This window comes from Streptomyces sp. NPDC024687, assembly GCF_055559055.1.
The window spans coordinates 614,362-631,434 of the sequence record NZ_JBVHLJ010000001.1; the positions used below are offsets into that span (position 1 = coordinate 614,362).

Below are 17,073 nucleotides of genomic sequence, written 5' to 3' on the forward strand. Positions count from 1 at the left end.
TGCAACAGAACCCGCTGTCACGCGCTGGTGGGAGTCCCTGATGAGGGGGTCACTGACAGGGACCCCCACCCCGGCGCAAGCGCTCGTAGAGTGAAGCCCATGGCAGGCAGAAACGACCCACAAGGCAGCAACCGCGACATCCGTGATGATTTCCGCGCGGAGATCCGGGAATTCCTCGGCACGCGACGCGCCAGGGTCACCCCCGAGCAGGCCGGACTGCCCCTGTACGGCGGAGAGCGCCGACGGGTCACCGGGCTGCGCCGCGAGGAGGTCGCCCTGCTCGCGGGCATCTCCAGCGAGTACTACACCCGGCTGGAGCGCGGCAACGCCACCGGTGTCTCCGAGAGCGTCATCGAAGGCATCGCGCAGGCACTCCAGCTCGACGAGGCCGAACGTCTCCACCTGAACGACCTCCTGCGCGGCGCCGGCACCACCCGCCCACCACGCCGCCGGCCCGCTCAGCAGCGCGTCCGGCCGACAGTGCGGCGCGTCCTCGACTCGATGGCCGGCACACCCGCGTTCGTCCTCAGCGGCCGCGGGGACATCCTGGCCGCCAACCACCTCGGGCGCGCCCTGTTCTCCCCGGTCTACGCCGACCCGCTGCGGCCGCCGAACAACGCCCGGTTCGTCTTCCTCAGCCCGCACGCGACCGAGTTCTTCCGCCACTGGGACGAGGTCGCCAACGACGCCGTCGCCATGCTGCGCGCCGAGGCCGGCCGTGACCTCTACGACCGGCGGCTCACGGACCTGATCGGGGAGCTGTCCACCCGCAGCGAGGAATTCCGGCGCCGCTGGGCCGCCCACAACGTCCGGATGCACACCACCGGAGTGAAACTCCTTCACCACCCGGTCGTCGGCGACCTCGACCTGCCCTTCGAGACCTTTCCACTGGGCGACGGCCCCAGCCAGTTCCTCCTCACCTACACCGCCGAGCCCGCGTCCCCCTCGCAGGACGCCCTGAACCTGCTGGCCAGCTGGGCCGCGAGCAACGACGACATCGAGCGGTCCGCCATGGACGACGGCTCCGAGCCGGCCGAGACGCCCGACTGAACGGATCGCCGTACGCACCGCTTACTTCCCGGGTAATCGACCCCGGTCGGCCCCGCCTGCCAGGCTTGTCCGCGTACGGAGCCCCACCGACCGGGAGGACGCCATGACCGCCTACGCCATAGCCCACCTGCGGGAAGCCGCGCCGCATCCGGAGATCGCCGAGTACATCGAGCGCATCACCGCCACCTTCGAGCCGTACGGCGGGCGCTTCCTCGTGCACGGCACGCAGCACGAGGTGAAGGAGGGCGGCTGGCCGGGACATGTCGTGGTGATCGGATTTCCCGGGATCGCGCAGGCGCGGTCCTGGTGGGACTCCGCCGCGTACCAGGAGATCGCGCCGCTGCGTTCGCGCCACATCGCGGGCGACATCATCCTCGTCGAGGGCGTTCCCGACGGCTACGACCCGGCGGTCACCGCGAAGGCGATGCGGGACGCGCTCGCTTCCTGAGCAGTTGAAGACTGGGGCGACTGACGTACGGAAGGGGGAGGTGCACGTGCCGGACGGACGTGAGGTGGACCAGGCGGAGTTGCTGGGTGCCGCCAAGGACGAGGACCGGGCCCGTAGCCTGCTCCGCGCGTTGCGCACCCTGAGTCGACATCGACATCAAGTGGTGGCCGGATGACTGGCGCGAGCCCGGCGTCGTCCCGTCTGATCGCGACGGTGGACGCCCTGCGGACGGCACTGGCTCAGAGCCCGGACGTGCTCTCGTTCACGCTCGGCGGGACGATCGACGAGGAGACGGCCGCCGCCGCGGAGGCGGACGGGGTGCCGCGGGAGTTCCTGGACTTCTGCCGGGTGCTCGACGGCGCGAGCTGCGGGCCGTCCGTGCAGCTCTTCGGCCTTGAGGAGGCGTTGGAGCACCAGTTCTTCTGCGAGCCGGTGGTCGACTCCCCGCTGCCGCTGTCCCCCGAGAAGCTCTACTGCGTCGGGATGATCCAGGAGGCCCCGGTCTTCCTCGACCGCGCGGGCGGCGGCGTCCTCGGAGCCCCGGAAGCAGGCCCGGACTGGGTCGACGAGGAGCGCTTCGAGCAGCTCGCGCCGGGCCTCGGGACGTTCTTCCTGGGGGGCCGGCCACTGCCGACGCGTACAAGCGGCTCGCGCTGGTCGACGACGAACTGGTGGAGTACGACGACTGGCTGAAGCTGCTGCGACGGGCGGGTCTCGCCGACTGATCCGCCCCTACGCTCACGGAGGGATGGCAGAGACGCATGGCCACCCATGACGAGATGACGGAGCTGTTCCGCGCGGACCGCGTGGTCACGCTGGACCGTGCCGTCGCCGTGGAGCGCGGACTGTCCGAGGCCGACACCGAGGTGCTGTGCGAGGCCGGTGTCCCCGTCTTCGTCGACGTGCTGTTCACCCTCGACACCGCCGAGGAGGGACCCGATCCCTTCACCGTGGTCCCGGTGACCGCGGGCGGCGACGAGACCCACATCCTCGTGCTGGGCGGCCCCACCGACGACCCGGCGATGCGGTACTGCCTCGACATGGACCGCGGCTACGTCATCCTCACGTCCTTCGACGCGGAGCCGCGCGCCGAGATCGTGAACCGCACCCTCCCCGACCTCGTCGAGTTCCTGTACCGCTTCGCGCTGCGCACCAGACACCTGGAGCAGGCCGCGCCCCAGGACCGCGCCCCGTACACCGACAAGCTCGTCGAGTACCTCAAGGCCCGCGACCCGTACGCGTTCGCCCAGCCGGACAGCTGGTGGTCGATGTTCTTCGAACAGGTCGGCTGAGACCCACGGAGCCGTGACCCCGGCGGCCCCTCACAGGCTCCGCCGGAGGACGACTCCGCCTTCTACTACCGCGTGCACAGCCCGGTGGTCCTCGTCGAGTACGACGCCCAGGCCCCGCCCTTCTACAAGGGCGACGCTTCGGCGACCCCCAGCACGAGCTCCGCCGCCGGAGGCCCCGGCGGCGGAACCCCGTCCCAGGAGCACATCCACACCATCATCCGCACCCCCAACGGCGGCGACTACGGAATCGATCTCCTCAAGCTGCACCTGGAGCAGGACCACTGACGGCGACCGAGGCGTGCGCGAACCATTGACGCGCAAGGGGTTCGATTCTACGGTCCGTCCGAAGCTCTGATCGGTGATCGCCATATCGAACACCTCCCCCCACTCAAGGAGCGTCGACGTGCGCCGCACCTCACTTCTGGCCGTCCCCGTGGCCTTCCTGCTGGCCCTGATCCCGGGCACCGCCTCCGCGTACCCCAACCCCGGAACCGTCACCGGTGCCACCACCATCCACGACCCGACGATGATCCGTACGTCGGCGGGCCGTTACCTGCTGTACGGCACCGGCGGCGGCCTCGGCTACCGCACCTCCACCGACCGGATCGCGTTCACGGCCGGCAGCGACGCCTTCTCCACCAAGCCGGGCTGGTGGTCGTCGTACGCCACCGAGGCCTGGGCGCCCGACATCTCCTACCAGGGCGGCAAGTACCTGATGTACTACGCCGTCTCGACCTTCGGCTCCAACAAGTCGGCGATAGGGCTGGCGACTTCGAGCACCGGTCTGCCCGGCTCCTGGAGCGACCAGGGCACCGTGTACACCTCCACCACCTCCAGCGACTACAACGCCATCGACCCGAACCTGTTCGTCGACGGCGACGGCAAGTGGTGGCTGTCCTTCGGCAGTTGGTGGACCGGCCTGAAGATGATCCAGATCAACCCGGCCACCGGCAAGCAGCTCTCCACCAACACGACCCGGTACTCGATCGCCTCCCGCCCGACCGGGACCAAGGCCGTCGAGGCGCCGTACATCGTCAAGCGGAACGGCTACTACTACCTCTTCGCGTCCTACGACACCTGCTGCGCCGGCACCAGTTCGACCTACAAGGTCAAGGTCGGCCGCGCCACCAGCATCACCGGGCCGTACGTCGACAAGAACGGCGTCTCGATGATGAACAACGGCGGCACGGCGGTCCTGGAGTCCCACGGCAGCATCATCGGCCCCGGCGGACAGTCCATCATGAACGACTCCGACGGCGACCTGATCGTCTACCACTACTACGACGGCAACGCCAACGGCACACCCAAGCTCGGCATCAACCTGCTGAACTGGAGCAGTGGCTGGCCTGTCGCCTACTGACCCGGTCGGACCCGTGGGCGCCGCTCAGCCGGTCTGGCCCATCCCCGCCGCGTTCGGCCAGCTCTGGGCGTTGGGCCACCCGGTGGCGGGCGCCTGGGACAGTTCCTGCGGAGCCCCGGGTGCCGGGGCGGTCATGCCCCGCACCTGTGCGGCCGTGAGCCCACCACGGGCCGGCACTCCCACCGGAGTCGGCCCGCTGGGCGGTGCGAAGGGCGCCGGAGCCGGCGGAGGCGTCGGCATCGGGGCCGGCGCGGGGGCGGGGGCGGGGGCTGGGTCAGGCATGGGTGCCGGCGCCGGCATCTGGGCCGGCATCGGCATCCCCGCGCCCATGGAGCCCATGGAGCCCATGGAGCCCATGGACGCAGCCGGCGCCATCGGCGCCGGCGCGGCCACCGCCATCGGCTGGGCGACCGGCATCGGCATGCCGACGCCTGCGCTCATCCCGCCACCGCCGACGGCCATCGCGGCCAGGTCCTGCATGCCCGCCCCGTTGGTCTGGCCGACCAAGCGGTCCACTGCCGCCGTACCCGAGCTGTAGCCGGTCCCTTGAGCGAGCTCGGGCACGACGGCTCCCCTCCTGGTCCCGTAGAGCACCTGTTCCAGGCCGGACACCAGGCGACGCACGTCCACCTGGGGGCGCACCACGAGACGCAGGAAGCGGCTTGAAGAGCCGATCTTGTTGCCGCACTCGCGGACGAGGATCCGGTGCTCGGTGAGCATCCGGTCCCGGACCACGGTGCCTTCGGCACCCACGGGCAGGCGCACGAAGAGGAAGTTCCCCTGGGAGGGGTAGACGGTCAGGCCGGGCAGCGCGGAGAGCTGGCTCGCCATGTCGAGGCGGTCCCGGCGGACCTGGTGGAGGCTCTGCGCGTACTCGGCGCCGTGCTCCTTGAGCATGAACACCACGTACTCGGCGAAGGCGTTGAGGTTCCACTTCGGCAGCATCGAGCGGACCCGGCCCGCCAGCGAGGGGTTGGCGACCATGTAGCCGAAGCGGATGCCGTGCAGGCCGAAGTTCTTGCCGAGGCTGCGCAGGACGATGACGTTCGGCCGGATCATCGCCTCCTGGACGACGCTCGGCTCCTGCTCGGCGTCCGCGAACTCCAGGAACGACTCGTCGATGACGATGAGGTCCAGATCGGCCATGGCGTCCATGAACTGCACGAGCGCGTGCTTGTGGAGGAAGCCGCCGTCGGGGTTGTTCGGGTTGCAGATGACCGCGACCCGCGTGCCCCGGGTGCGTATGAACTCGGCGTACTGCGCGAGGTCCAGGGCGAATCCGCTGGACTCCTGGAGCGGGAACATGTCGACCCGCTTGCCGGTCTCCATCGGCTGGTCGGTCCAGCGGCCGAAGGTGGGGACCGGGATGGCGAGGGACTCGCGGACCAGCAGGTGGTCGATCCAGGTGATCAGTTCGGTCGAGCCGTTGCCCATCGCCACGGCCTGCGGCGGGAGTTGGAGCAGGTTGCACAGCTCGGCGGTGATCGTGTCGGCGCTGGACGGGTAGTAGGTGATGATGTCCTTCAGCCGCGCGGCCATGGTGTCCATCATCGCCGGAGTGGGAAAGTAGGGATTGCAGGGGATACAGAAGTCCACCGGTCCCGTCCCGTCGCCGCCCTCGCGCGCCAGCGCCGCCATGGACGGGCTGTGCGCAGCCGTGCTGCGGAACAACGAGGTGACGTTGTCGGCCATCGAACCTCCGTATGGGGCGGACCCGGCGGGGACGACCGGGTCCGTCGTCATTGGGTGGCCCGCGCGGGGGAGCACGGGCCGCCCTTACATACGGACGCCTGAGTGGCGCTGTTCAACGGGTGTGAAAGAAGTGTGAGTTCGGGAACCCCGGGCCCGAAGTCGTCATCTCACCAGGTCAGACGCCGAACGAGTGAATCGTCGTGGTCCGGTATGTCCGGCCCGGACGCAGCACCGTCGAGGGGAACGACGGGTGGTTCGGCGAGTCCGGGAAGTGCTGTGTCTCCAGGCACAGCGCGTCGCCCTGGCGGTAGGTGTGACCGCCGGTGCCGGTGAGGGTGCCGTCGAGGAAGTTGCCCGAGTAGAACTGCAGACCCGGCTCGACGGTGGAGATCTTCAGCGAGCGGCCCGACGACGGGTCGCGCAGGGTCGCCACGTGCTCGGGCTCGGCCGTGACGCCCTTGTCCAGGACCCAGTTGTGGTCGTATCCCTTGGCGAAGACCTGCTGCTCGTGACCGGCGCGGATGTCCCGGCCGATCCGCTTGCCCTCGCGGAAGTCGAAGGGGGTGTCCGCGACCTCCGCCGGCTCACCGGTGGGGATCAGACCCGAGTCGGTGGGCGTGTAGCGGGAGGCGGCGATGCGCAGCTCGTGGTCCTCGATGGTGCCGGTGCCCTCGCCGCCGAGGTTCCAGTACACGTGGTTGGTCAGGTTGACCACGGTGGCCTGGTCGGTGGTGGCCTCGTAGTCGATCCGCCAGTCGCCGTGCCGGGTGAGGGTGTACGTCACCTTCACCTCGAGGGTGCCCGGGTAGCCCATCTCGCCGTCGACCGACGTGCAGTACAGGTGCAGGCCGACGTCCGAGCCCTCGGTGAACGGCTCGACGTCCCACACCCGCTTGTCGAAGCCCTGGGTGCCGCCGTGCAGGCTGTTGACCCCGTCGTTGACGGAGAGCTGGTGGCTCTTGCCGTCCAGGGTGAACTGCCCCTTGGCGATGCGGTTGCCGTAACGCCCGATCAGCGCGCCGAAGTACGGGGTCTTGGTGACGTAGTCCTCGATGTTGTCGAAGCCGAGGCAGACGTTCGCGTACCGTCCGTCCCGGTCCGGGATCTCCAGGGACTGCACGATCCCGCCGTACGACAGGACCTTCAGCCGGGTGCCGCCGTTCTCCAGCGACCACCGGTCGACCTCGGTCCCGTCGGCGAGCCTGCCGAAGAGCGTCTTCACCGGTCTTTCCTCTCCTCCCATGGGAAGGGCCCCGCCTTCAGGCGGGGCCCGATCCGTTCGGTCCGGTCTACGAACCGACCCTGCGCTTGTTCCACACGTCGAAGCCGACCGCCGCCAACAGGGCCAGGCCCTTGATGACCTGCTGCCAGTCGGTGCCGACGCTGAGGAGGTTCATGCCGTTGTTCAGCACACCGAGGACGAGACCACCGATGATCGCGCCGAGGACGGTACCCACACCGCCGCTCATGGACGCGCCACCGATGAACGACGAGGCGATGGCCTCGAGTTCGAAGCTCAGGCCCGCCTTCGGGGAGGCCGCGTTGAGGCGGGCCGCGACCACCAGGCCCGCCAGGGCCGCGAGCACGCCCATGTTCAGGAAGACAAGGAAGGTGACCTTCTTGTCCTTGACGCCGGACAGCTTCGCGGCCGGCAGGTTGCCGCCGATCGCGTAGATGTGCCGGCCGAAGACCGCGTTGCGCATGACGTAGCCGTAGCCGACCACCAGCACACCGAGGACGATCAGGATGATCGGCGCGCCCTGGTAGCTGGCGAGCAGCATGGTGACCGCGAGGACCGCCGCGGCGATCGCGACGAGCTTGAGCAGGAAGGCGTTCCTGGGCAGCACGTCCAGCGCGAACTCCTGCTGGCGCTTGCGGTCGCGGACCTCCTGGTAGACCACGAAGGCCAGCAGCGCGAAGCCCAGCAGCAGGGTGATGTTGTGGTAGTTGGTCTCCGGGCCGACCTCCGGCAGGAAGCCGTTGCCGAGCTTCTGCAGCCCGTTCGGGAACGGGCCGAGGGTCTGGCCCTCCAGGAGGATCTCCGTCAGACCGCGGAAGAGCAGCATGCCCGCCAGGGTGACGATGAACGACGGTATGCCGAGATACGCGATCAGGTAGCCCTGGACCGAGCCCGCGACCGCGCCCACCACCAGGGTCAGCACCAGCGCGAGCGGCCAGGCCACGTCGTGCTGGACCGTCAGTACGGCGGCGAACGCGCCCACGAAGGCGGTCAGTGAACCGACCGACAGGTCGATGTGCCCCGCGATGATCACCAGCATCATGCCGATCGCGAGGATCAGGATGTAGCTGTTCTGGAGCACCAGGTTGGAGACGTTGCGCGGCAGCAGCAGGTCGCCGTCGGTCCACACCGCGAACAGCGCGACGATCAGACCGAGCGCGATCAGCATGCCGTACTGCCGCATGTTGCGGCGCAGCCCGTTCAGCATCAGCTGGAGCAGGCCCCCGCCGGAGGACGACCCCCCGCCCTTGCCCGGCGGCGCCGCGGCCGGAACCTTCGTCACATCGGTGCTCATCGCGTTACCTCTTTGTCCTTCGTCATCTGGCGCATCAGCACTTCCTGCGTGGCCTCGGCCCGCGGAACCTCACCCGTGAGCCGTCCGGCGGCCATGGTGTAGATGCGGTCGCACATCCCGAGCAGCTCCGGCAGCTCGGAGGAGATGAAGACGACCGCCTTGCCCTCGGCCGCCAGCTGGTCGATGACCGTGTAGATCTCGTACTTGGCGCCCACGTCGATACCGCGCGTGGGCTCGTCCAGGATCAGCACCTCGGGACCCGCGAAGATCCACTTGCTGAGGACGACCTTCTGCTGGTTGCCGCCGGACAGCCTGCCCACCGTCTCGAAGACCGTCGGCGCCTTGATGTTCATGGATTTGCGGAAGCGCTCGGCGACCTTCCGCTCCTCGTGCTCGTCGACCACACCGTGCTTGGCGACCTTGTTCAGGGCGGTCAGCGAGATGTTGCGGTTGATGTTGTCGATGAGGTTGAGGCCGTAGTGCTTGCGGTCCTCGGTGACGTAGGCGATGCCGTGCTCGACCGCCTCCGCGACGGACTTCGTACGGATCTCCTTGCCGTCCTTGAAGACCTTGCCGCCCGCGTACCGGCCGTAGGTCCGCCCGAACACGCTCATGGCGAGCTCGGTACGCCCCGCGCCCATCAGGCCCGCGATACCGACGATCTCCCCGCGCCGCACATGGATCGACACGTCGTCGACGACCTTGCGCTGCTGGTCGATCGGGTGGTGGACGGTCCAGTCGCGGATCTCCAGTGCCGGGGCCGCGTCCGCCTCGCCCTGGTAGGGCGTGCGCTCGGGGAAGCGGTGGTCGAGGTCGCGGCCGACCATGCCCGAGATGATCCGGTCCTCGGTGGTCTCCGGGGCCTTCACGTCGAGGGTCTCGATCGACTTCCCGTCGCGGATGATCGTCACCGAGTCGGCGACCTTGCGGATCTCGTTGAGCTTGTGGGAAATGATGATCGAGGTGATGCCCTGCTTCTTCAACTCCAGGATGAGATCCAGGAGTTTGCCGCTGTCCTCGTCGTTGAGAGCCGCGGTCGGCTCGTCGAGGATGAGCAGCTTCACCTTCTTCGAGAGCGCCTTGGCGATCTCCACCAGCTGCTGCTTGCCCACACCGATGTCGGTGATCCGGGTCTCCGGGTGGTCGCTCAGACCCACCCGGCGCAGCAGCTCGGTGGCGTGCTTCAGCGTCTCGTTCCAGTTGATGAACCCGCCGGAGGCGTGTTCGTTGCCGAGGAAGATGTTCTCCGCGATCGACAGGAACGGCACCAGGGCCAGTTCCTGGTGGATGATCACGATGCCGTGCTGCTCGCTCGCCCGGATGTCCTTGAACTGGACGACGTCTCCCTCGAAGAGGATGTCGCCCTCGTACGTGCCGTGCGGATGGACGCCGGAGAGCACCTTCATCAAGGTGGACTTCCCGGCGCCGTTCTCACCGCAGATGGCATGGACCTCGCCCTGACGGACGGTCAGTGTGACGTCCGACAGCGCTTTGACGCCGGGAAAGGTCTTGACGATCGAGCGCATTTCCAGGACGGGTCCCGCCATGGTCGTGCCTTTCAATCAGAGGAATGTGCCGACAGAGCTGACTAGTTGAGCTCGCTGGCCTTGTAGTAGCCGGTGTCGACCAGTTCCTTCGTGTAGTTGCTCTTGTCGACGCTGACCGGCTGCAGCAGGTAGGCGGGGATGACCTTGGAGCCGTTGTCGTACGTCTTGGTGTCGTTGACCTCGGGCTTCTTGCCGTTGAGGACGTCGTCCACCATGGTCGAGGCGACCTCGGCGAGCTTGCGGGTGTCCTTGTAGACGGTCTGCGTCTGCTGGCCCGCGATGATCGACTTCACCGAGGCGAGCTCGGCGTCCTGGCCGGTGATGACCGGGAGCGGCTTGCTGGCGGAGCCGTAGCCGTCCGACTTCAGCGCGGCGAGGATGCCGATGGAGATGCCGTCGTACGGCGACAGGACCGCGTCGACCTTTCCGCTGCCGTACGTCGAGGTGAGGATGTCCTCCATGCGCTTCTGGGCGGTGGCGCCGTCCCAGCGCAGCGTGGTGACCTGGTTGATCTTGGTCTGGCCGGACTTGACGACGAGCTTCTTGCTGTCGATGTACGGCTGCAGCACGCTCATCGCGCCGCCGAAGAAGTACTTGGTGTTGTTGTCGTCGTTGGAGCCGGCGAACAGCTCGATGTTGAAGGGGCCCTTGCCGCTCTTCAGGCCGAGCTTGTCGACGATGTAGCTGGCCTGGAGCTCACCGACCTTGGTGTTGTCGAACGACGCGTAGTAGTCGACGTTCGGCGTGCCGAGGATCAGGCGGTCGTAGGCGATGACCGGGATCTTGGCGTCCTTGGCCTGCTGGAGCACGTTGTTCAGCGACTTGTTGTCGATGGCTGCGACGATCAGGCCCTTGACGCCCTGGGTGATCAGGTTCTCGATCTGGGAGACCTGCTGGTCGGGGTCGTCCTCGCCGTAGACCAGCTTGGTCTTGTAGCCCTTGGACTGGAGGTTCTTGACGACGTTGTTGCCGTCGGCGATCCAGCGCTCGGAGGACTTGGTCGGCATCGCGATGCCGATGGTGCCGCCCTTGGCGCTGCCCGTGCTCTCCTCGCTGCCGCCCTTGCTGTCCTGGCCACAGGCGGTGAGGGTGAGGGCGAGAGAGGCGGCGCCGGCTATGGCGGTGAGTGCGGCTCGACGAGTACGCATGATCATCATCCTTGATCTTGATGTCGGGAGGCCGGGTGCGGTCCGACGGTGAGGGTGCTGGGGGTGGTGCGGGGGAGCGACCGGGAGAGGTCGGGTCGTGTCGGAGTCTGTGCGACTGCGTCGGGTTTTGTGAAGGGGAGTTGTCCGGAACGTTATGCAGGCGTTTCGAACCGCTTCAGGGCGCCCGGCAGCCGGGAGCCGAGCGGAGCCATGTCGCCGTCCGCCCCGTGCCGTGCGAGCAGGTCCAGGGCGAGCCGTCCGCGCCGCACTCTCTCCTTGGCGGTGGACAGTGTGACATCGCGCATGTGGTGCCCGTACGGGTAGATCCCCGGGGCCTTCGACAGGCCGAACTTCAGATAGATCGGTGCGCCGCGCCGGATCAGCTCGGCGACCTCGTACATCCGTACATAGCCGCCGAGATCGTCGGGAGCCTCGATGTACATGTCCATCGGGGCGGCCGACACCCGCCGGATCTCGGTGAGGTGATCGAGCGTCAGATCGCTGGGCACGTTGATCGAGTCGCCGCCGAGGTTCTCGTAGACGGCGTACGCGGCCGGGTTCACCGGCCCGATCAGCGCCGACACCTTCAGCGTCGTGTCGGCCGGGATGATCCCGGCGCCCCGCGCCCGGTGCAGCGTCCACAGCACACCCTCGTCGGCGACGAGCAGGCACTGCACACCGAGCTCGGTGGCGCGGACGGCGTCCTCGACGCACCCGGCGACCGCGTCGTGGCCCCGGGCGCGCAACCCGCCCCCCCGGGAGTCGGTGCGGGCGGAGCCGCCGATGTCCCAGGTGCCGCGGGGGCCGGTGAACAGGCACAGCTCGATGTCACGCTCGGCGGTCGCCTCCACCATCTCGGTGATCTCGGCGTCGGTGAGCATCCATACGCCCGACCCCTGGCTGATCCGGTGGATCGGGACATCGAGCCGCGAGGACTCCTTGAGGACCACGCCGAGCGCCTCGGGGCCCTCCACGGAGGGCACCTCGGTACGCCAGCGCCCGCCCCCGGGGAAGGTGTGCGGGGACGCGTCGGAGGGGGCGAGAGCGGGCGCGCCCAGGCCCAGCGCGGCGAGTGCCTGCTCGCCGGGTCGTCGGGCCGCGCTGGCGGTGGTCTCGGTCACAAGCTGTCCTTCAGGTTCGGTATTTCGGACGACATTCGCGGCTCTCGGTACGCAAGGCTTTGGATGTACGCCGGTACGAAGTCGTCAGGTACCTCGTACCGGCGTACGGCTCAGCGGGGTGTCATGGCCGGAGGAGGACCTTTCCGACCTTCGGGTCGCCGGACCCGACCAACTCGATGGCATGAGTGAACTCCTCCAACGGCAACTCGTGCGTGACGAGCGGCAGCGGATCGAGCAACCCGGCCCCGAAGACCCGCACCGTGTGCGCCCAGGCGTCCGGCGGCGCCCCGAACACGGTGTGCACCTCCAGCTGCCGTACGACGAGATCGGTGGGGTCGAGTCCGTCGGCGCCCGGGGCCGGGAGGCCGGTGAGGACGAGCCGGCCACCGCGCCTGAGCAGCGCGGCGGCGGTGGTGGCGGCGGACGCGGATCCTGCGGTCTCGATGACGACGTCGAAGTCGTCCGGCAGCTCCTGGTCCCGGGTGCGGAAGTCGGTGGCACCGAAGGACCTCGAGAGCTCCGCCCGGTCCGGGCGGGCGCCCACCATCAGCAGCTCCGACGGCGAACCCGCCTTCAGGAACTGGACGGCGAACATCCCGAGCGTCCCGGTACCCACCACGGCGACCCGGTCGCCGGGCCGCGCGTTCGCCTTGAGGGTGGCGGCGGCGATGCAGGCCGCGGGTTCCAGGAGCGCGGCCGCCGTCAGGTCGGCGGCGTCCGGGAGGGCGTGCAGCAGCCGGGCCGGCAGGGTGAGCGTGGTGGCCATGGCGCCGGGCTCGGTGAAGCCCGTCTCCTCGTAGCCGGCCACGCACAGAGTGGTCTGGCCCGCGTGGCAGCGGTCGCACACCTGGCAGTTCCGGAAGCCCTCACCCACCACCTTGCGGCCGACGAGCGACGTCGGAACTCTGGCGCCCACCGCCTCGACCGTGCCGGACCACTCGTGACCGGGCGTGAGCGGGTAGCGGACGTATCCCTCGGGCCGGTTGCCCTGGTACACCTCACGGTCGCTGCCGCAGATGCCGACGGCGTGGACGCGGACCAGCGCCTCGCCGGCGGCGGGCTCCCGAGGAGTGTGCTCGACGAGGTGGTGCTCACCGGGCGCCTCGATGACGACCGCGAGGTTCACTCGGCGGCGCCCAAGGGCTTGCGCCGCTCCCAGCCCTCGGCCCACAGGTCGAACCGGGCCTGCTGCTGCGGGAACTCTGCGGCGGCGTCGACGTCCAGCTCGACCCCGAGGCCGGGGGCGTCGGAGAGGTGGAAGTAGCCGTCCACGACCTGCGGGGCACCCTTGACGACCTTCTTGATCTCCGCGTCGGCGAAGTCGTTGAAGTGCTCCAGGATCTTGAAGTTCGGCGCGGTGAAGCCGACCTGGAGGGAGGCGGCGGTCAGCACCGGCCCGCCCACGTTGTGGGGCGCCACCAGCACGTAGTGGGTCTCGGCGGTCGCGGCCAGCTTCCGGGTCTCCCAGATGCCGCCGATGTGGCCGACGTCGGGCTGGATGATGTCCACGGCCTGGCTTTCGAAGAGCTCGCGGAACTCGATGCGGTCATGGATCCGCTCACCCGTGGCGACCGGCATGTCCACCTTGGCGGCGACCTTCTCCAGCGCCTTCAGGTTCTCCGGCGGCACCGGCTCCTCGAGCCAGGCGGGCTTGAAGGGCGCGAGGTCCTTGGCCAGGCGGATCGCCGTGGCGGGGGAGAAGCGGCCGTGCATCTCCAGCATCAGCTCGGCGTCCGGCCCGATGGCGTCACGGACGGCCTCGATGAGCGAGACGGCGTACAGGCTCTGTTCGTGGTCGAGCTCGAAGTGCCCGGTGCCGAAGGGGTCGATCTTGAGCGCCTTGTAGCCGCGCTCCATGACCCCCTGGGCGGCCTTGTGGTAGGCCTCCGGGGTCCGCTCGGTGGTGTACCAGCCGTTGGCGTACGCCTTGACCTTGTCGGTGACCTTGCCGCCGAGCAGCTGCCAGACCGGAACGCCCAGGGCCTTGCCCTTGATGTCCCAGCAGGCCATTTCGATCACGGCGATACCGGACATCACGATCTCGCCGGCCCGGCCGTAGTCGCCGTACTTCATACGCTTGACGAGGTCCTCGACAGCGAACGGGTCCGAGCCGAGAATGTGGTTGGTCTTCGCCTCGTGCAGATAGCCGAGCAGGGCGTCGGTGTGGCCCAGCATGCGGGTCTCGCCGACGCCGGTGAGTCCCTCGTCGGTGTGCACCTGGACGTAGGTCAGGTTCCGCCATGGCGTCCCGACCACGTGCGTGCTGATTCCCGTGATGCGCACGTCAACTGCTCCCTAGGCGTTTCAAGCTGTTCGAAATTTCGGCTCACGTTCGAAATGCTGACACGACCGTAAAGACGACGTGGTCGGAGTGTCAATGGGTCGGATGGGCGAACGCGTAACGGTTTGAATGTGACCGCCCACATGCCCGCACATGGCGGGTGTACGGCCGCACGAAACCACCCAGCTCCTCGACTCCTGCAGGTTGTGGCGTTATTCAACCGTGACGACACTTCCCGCTGCAGCCCTCTTGACCGGCGGGAATTGTTAGCGCTCACAATGACCTCCGCACACACCGATCGGTGCCCGCCGGCATCCAAGGAGGCACGAGGTTGTCCGGAACCCCCGGAGTGACCCGGTCGGCGCGGAGTCGTCCGGCCACGACACAGGACCTGCCCACAAGCGATCGCCAAGGAGGTGCGGCCGTGAACCACCTACAGCTCCGACCGCCCACCATGGCCGATGTGGCCCGCCTGGCCGGGGTGTCCCACCAGACCGTCTCTCGTGTCCTGGGGAATCACCCCAATGTGCGGGACGAGACGCGTGCCAGGGTGCAGCAGGCGATCGAGGAGATGGGCTACCGCCGCAACTCCTCGGCACGGGCCCTGGTGACCCGGCGCACCCGGACTCTGGGAGTGGTCGCCTCCAACACCACCCTCTACGGACCGGCCAGCACGCTGTTCGCGCTGGAGGAGGCGGCGCGCGCCGCGGGGTACACGGTCTCGACGGTCAGTCTTCGCAAGCTTGCGGTGGAGACTCTCTCCGAGGCCCTGGACCACCTCAGCGAGGGCGGGGTGGAGGGGGTGATCGCCCTCGCTCCACAGCGGTCGGCGGTCGAGGCCCTCGCCGAACTCCGCCGTCCCTTCCCGGTGGTGACCGTGGGGACCGGCTCCGGCGCGGAGATCCCCAGTGTCAACGTGGATCAGTTGCTGGGCGGGCGGCTGGCCACTCGTCATCTGCTGGCCGCCGGCCACCGCACGGTTTGGCATCTCGCCGGACCCGAGGCCTGGCAGGAGGCGGCCGACCGGGCCGCCGGCTGGCGGGCGACCCTCGAAGCGGCGGGCATCGAGCCGCCGCTGCCGCTGCGGGGAGACTGGAGTCCGCTGTCGGGCTATCGTGCGGGCCAGCAACTGGCCGGCTGGGTGGGCCGCGGACTGACCGCCGTCTTCGTCGCCAACGACCAGATGGCACTGGGGGTGTTGCGGGCGCTGCGTGAGGCGGGCGTACGCACTCCCCAGGACGTCGCGGTGGTCGGCTTCGACGACATCCCGGAATCGGAGTTCTTCGCTCCACCGCTCACCACCGTCCGGCAGGACTTCGCGACGGTGGGCAAGCGGAGCATCGCCCTGCTGCTGGATCTCATCGAGGGCCGGGCACCCTCCGGGGCGCCCGGAGTCGTCATCGAACCCCAACTCGTCGTCCGGGCCAGCACGGCCCCCGACTGACGCGGCACCAGAAGCACGAACCGGCAATATTCGCACACCAGTGTGACCGGTATTTCGAATAATGATCGACAGGCTGGACGCAGTGCGATCGGTCCTGGCTCTTCAAAGGAGAAGAACATGCTCAACAGAAGGAACTTCCTCACTGCGGCGATCGGCGTGGCGGCGGCGGGCACCCTGGCGGCCTGCGCCAAGGACGACAAGGGGTCCAGCACCTCCGCCGACGGCAGCAAGGCGATCACCCTCGGCTTCTCCCAGGTCGGCTCCGAGAGCGGCTGGCGCAGCGCCAACACCGACTCGGTGAAGTCCGCGGCCAAGGAGGCGGGTTACAACCTGAAGTTCTCCGACGCCCAGCAGAAGCAGGAGAACCAGATCTCCGCCATCCGCAGCTACATCGCGCAGAAGGTGGACGTCATAGCCTTCTCCCCGGTCGTCGTCACCGGCTGGGACGCGGTGCTCAAGGAGGCCAAGGCCGCGAAGATCCCGGTGGTCCTCACCGACCGCTCCGTGGAGACCTCCGACCAGTCCCTGTACGTCACGCTGGTCGGCTCCGACTTCACCGACGAGGGCCGCCGCGCCGCCAGGATCCTGGAGAAGGTACTGACGAAGGCCGGTCACAAGGGCGCCGTGAAGATCGCCCAGCTGGAAGGCACCACCGGTGCCGCCCCCGCCATCGAGCGCGCCAAGGGCTTCAAGGAGGTCATGGACGCCGAGCACAAGGACGACTGGAAGATCGTCGTCAGCCAGACCGGTGACTTCACCCGCGCCGGTGGCAAGCAGGTCATGGCGGCCTTCCTGCAGTCCAACCCGGACGTCAACGTCCTCTTCGCGCACAACGACGACATGGCCATCGGCGCCATCCAGTCCATCGAGGCGGCCGGCAAGAAGCCCGGCAAGGACATCCTGATCGTCTCGATCGACGGCGTGAAGGACGGCTTCGTGGCCATGTCCGAGGGCAAGATCAACGCCATCGTCGAGTGCAACCCGCTGCTCGGCCCCCAGCTGATGGACGTCGTGAAGAAGGTCAAGAACGGCGACTCGGTCGAGCGCTGGATCAAGACCAAGGAGGGCGACTTCATGCAGGACCAGGCCAAGGCCGCGCTCCCCAGCCGCAAGTACTGACCGACCGCAGCACCGACCGACCGCACCCACCGTCGGG

General features: G+C 68.4%; 15 protein-coding genes and 2 pseudogenes. 9 read left to right on the top strand and 8 right to left on the bottom strand.

The genetic code is table 11. From position 1 onward, the window contains the following. Window positions 1–99 precede the first annotated feature (99 nt). From ACZ39I_RS02705 to ACZ39I_RS02735, 7 genes and pseudogenes are all read left to right on the top strand, one after another. Window positions 100–1,050, top strand: coding sequence for a helix-turn-helix domain-containing protein (locus ACZ39I_RS02705; RefSeq protein ID WP_467242088.1), 951 nt, complete (start codon window positions 100–102; stop codon window positions 1,048–1,050). Between the two features lie 103 nt (window positions 1,051–1,153). Further along, a complete protein-coding gene (locus tag ACZ39I_RS02710; RefSeq protein ID WP_393599551.1) occupies window positions 1,154–1,498 on the top strand; it encodes a DUF1330 domain-containing protein in 345 nt (114 codons plus the stop codon). 46 nt (window positions 1,499–1,544) lie between these two features. Beyond that, window positions 1,545–1,673: a hypothetical protein gene (locus ACZ39I_RS02715; protein ID WP_467242092.1), complete on the top strand. Its 129-nt coding sequence runs from the start codon at window positions 1,545–1,547 to the stop codon at window positions 1,671–1,673. Beyond that, entirely contained in the window at window positions 1,670–2,191 is a 522-nt protein-coding gene (locus tag ACZ39I_RS02720; protein ID WP_467242093.1) for a hypothetical protein, read from the top strand. The genes ACZ39I_RS02715 and ACZ39I_RS02720 overlap by 4 nt, the downstream gene beginning before the upstream one ends. Window positions 2,192–2,259: 68 nt before the next feature. Continuing rightward, the gene (locus ACZ39I_RS02725; protein ID WP_467242094.1) at window positions 2,260–2,790 is read left to right on the top strand and encodes an SUKH-4 family immunity protein; all 531 of its coding nucleotides are present in this window, start codon (window positions 2,260–2,262) and stop codon (window positions 2,788–2,790) included. Window positions 2,791–2,847: 57 nt separating this feature from the next. Continuing rightward, a pseudogene (locus tag ACZ39I_RS02730) lies at window positions 2,848–3,075 on the top strand (DUF3500 domain-containing protein); the annotation flags it as partial. Between the two features lie 118 nt (window positions 3,076–3,193). Further along, on the top strand, window positions 3,194–4,150 hold the full coding sequence (locus tag ACZ39I_RS02735) for an arabinan endo-1,5-alpha-L-arabinosidase (protein WP_403667041.1): 957 nt from the start codon (window positions 3,194–3,196) through the stop codon (window positions 4,148–4,150). Window positions 4,151–4,174: 24 nt separating this feature from the next. On the opposite strand, the gene ACZ39I_RS02740 is transcribed toward ACZ39I_RS02735, so the two are convergent. The 8 genes and pseudogenes from ACZ39I_RS02740 to ACZ39I_RS02775 form a co-directional block, all read right to left on the bottom strand. Further along, window positions 4,175–5,842, bottom strand: a complete 1,668-nt coding sequence (locus tag ACZ39I_RS02740) for a pyridoxal phosphate-dependent aminotransferase (RefSeq protein WP_467242097.1) — start codon at window positions 5,840–5,842, stop codon at window positions 4,175–4,177. A 175-nt stretch (window positions 5,843–6,017) separates the two neighbouring features. After that, a pseudogene (locus tag ACZ39I_RS02745) lies at window positions 6,018–7,073 on the bottom strand (aldose epimerase family protein); the annotation flags it as partial. Window positions 7,074–7,131: 58 nt separating this feature from the next. After that, complete coding sequence (mmsB, locus tag ACZ39I_RS02750) at window positions 7,132–8,376, bottom strand: multiple monosaccharide ABC transporter permease (RefSeq protein WP_467242100.1); 1,245 nt, start codon at window positions 8,374–8,376, stop codon at window positions 7,132–7,134. Then, window positions 8,373–9,923: a multiple monosaccharide ABC transporter ATP-binding protein gene (gene mmsA / locus ACZ39I_RS02755; protein WP_451474589.1), complete on the bottom strand. Its 1,551-nt coding sequence runs from the start codon at window positions 9,921–9,923 to the stop codon at window positions 8,373–8,375. The genes mmsB and mmsA overlap by 4 nt, the downstream gene beginning before the upstream one ends. Before the next feature lie 41 nt (window positions 9,924–9,964). Then, complete coding sequence (gene chvE, locus ACZ39I_RS02760; RefSeq protein WP_467242104.1) at window positions 9,965–11,071, bottom strand: multiple monosaccharide ABC transporter substrate-binding protein; 1,107 nt, start codon at window positions 11,069–11,071, stop codon at window positions 9,965–9,967. A 152-nt stretch (window positions 11,072–11,223) separates the two neighbouring features. Continuing rightward, window positions 11,224–12,192, bottom strand: coding sequence for a hypothetical protein (locus ACZ39I_RS02765; protein WP_467242106.1), 969 nt, complete (start codon window positions 12,190–12,192; stop codon window positions 11,224–11,226). Window positions 12,193–12,313: 121 nt separating this feature from the next. Continuing rightward, entirely contained in the window at window positions 12,314–13,318 is a 1,005-nt protein-coding gene (locus ACZ39I_RS02770) for a zinc-dependent alcohol dehydrogenase (protein WP_467242107.1), read from the bottom strand. Continuing rightward, window positions 13,315–14,475, bottom strand: coding sequence for a mandelate racemase/muconate lactonizing enzyme family protein (locus ACZ39I_RS02775; RefSeq protein ID WP_467242108.1), 1,161 nt, complete (start codon window positions 14,473–14,475; stop codon window positions 13,315–13,317). The genes ACZ39I_RS02770 and ACZ39I_RS02775 overlap by 4 nt, the downstream gene beginning before the upstream one ends. Before the next feature lie 422 nt (window positions 14,476–14,897). Here ACZ39I_RS02775 and ACZ39I_RS02780 point away from each other — a divergent pair, with 422 nt between their 5' ends. Then, a complete protein-coding gene (locus tag ACZ39I_RS02780) occupies window positions 14,898–15,917 on the top strand; it encodes a LacI family DNA-binding transcriptional regulator (protein WP_467242110.1) in 1,020 nt (339 codons plus the stop codon). Window positions 15,918–16,034: 117 nt separating this feature from the next. Beyond that, on the top strand, window positions 16,035–17,036 hold the full coding sequence (locus ACZ39I_RS02785; protein WP_467242112.1) for an ABC transporter substrate-binding protein: 1,002 nt from the start codon (window positions 16,035–16,037) through the stop codon (window positions 17,034–17,036). Window positions 17,037–17,073 lie beyond the last annotated feature (37 nt).

Excerpts from the sequence above, each read along its gene's own strand:
- ACZ39I_RS02705 (WP_467242088.1), top strand. The coding sequence starts at position 100 with ATGGCAGGCAGAAACGACCCACAAGGCAGCAACCGCGACATCCGTGAT.
- ACZ39I_RS02710 (WP_393599551.1), top strand. The coding sequence starts at position 1,154 with ATGACCGCCTACGCCATAGCCCACCTGCGGGAAGCCGCGCCGCATCCG.
- ACZ39I_RS02720 (WP_467242093.1), top strand. The coding sequence starts at position 1,670 with ATGACTGGCGCGAGCCCGGCGTCGTCCCGTCTGATCGCGACGGTGGAC.
- ACZ39I_RS02725 (WP_467242094.1), top strand. The coding sequence starts at position 2,260 with ATGGCCACCCATGACGAGATGACGGAGCTGTTCCGCGCGGACCGCGTG.
- ACZ39I_RS02740 (WP_467242097.1), bottom strand. The coding sequence starts at position 5,842 with ATGGCCGACAACGTCACCTCGTTGTTCCGCAGCACGGCTGCGCACAGC.
- mmsB (WP_467242100.1), bottom strand. The coding sequence starts at position 8,376 with ATGAGCACCGATGTGACGAAGGTTCCGGCCGCGGCGCCGCCGGGCAAG.
- mmsA (WP_451474589.1), bottom strand. The coding sequence starts at position 9,923 with ATGGCGGGACCCGTCCTGGAAATGCGCTCGATCGTCAAGACCTTTCCC.
- chvE (WP_467242104.1), bottom strand. The coding sequence starts at position 11,071 with ATGCGTACTCGTCGAGCCGCACTCACCGCCATAGCCGGCGCCGCCTCT.
- ACZ39I_RS02785 (WP_467242112.1), top strand. The coding sequence starts at position 16,035 with ATGCTCAACAGAAGGAACTTCCTCACTGCGGCGATCGGCGTGGCGGCG.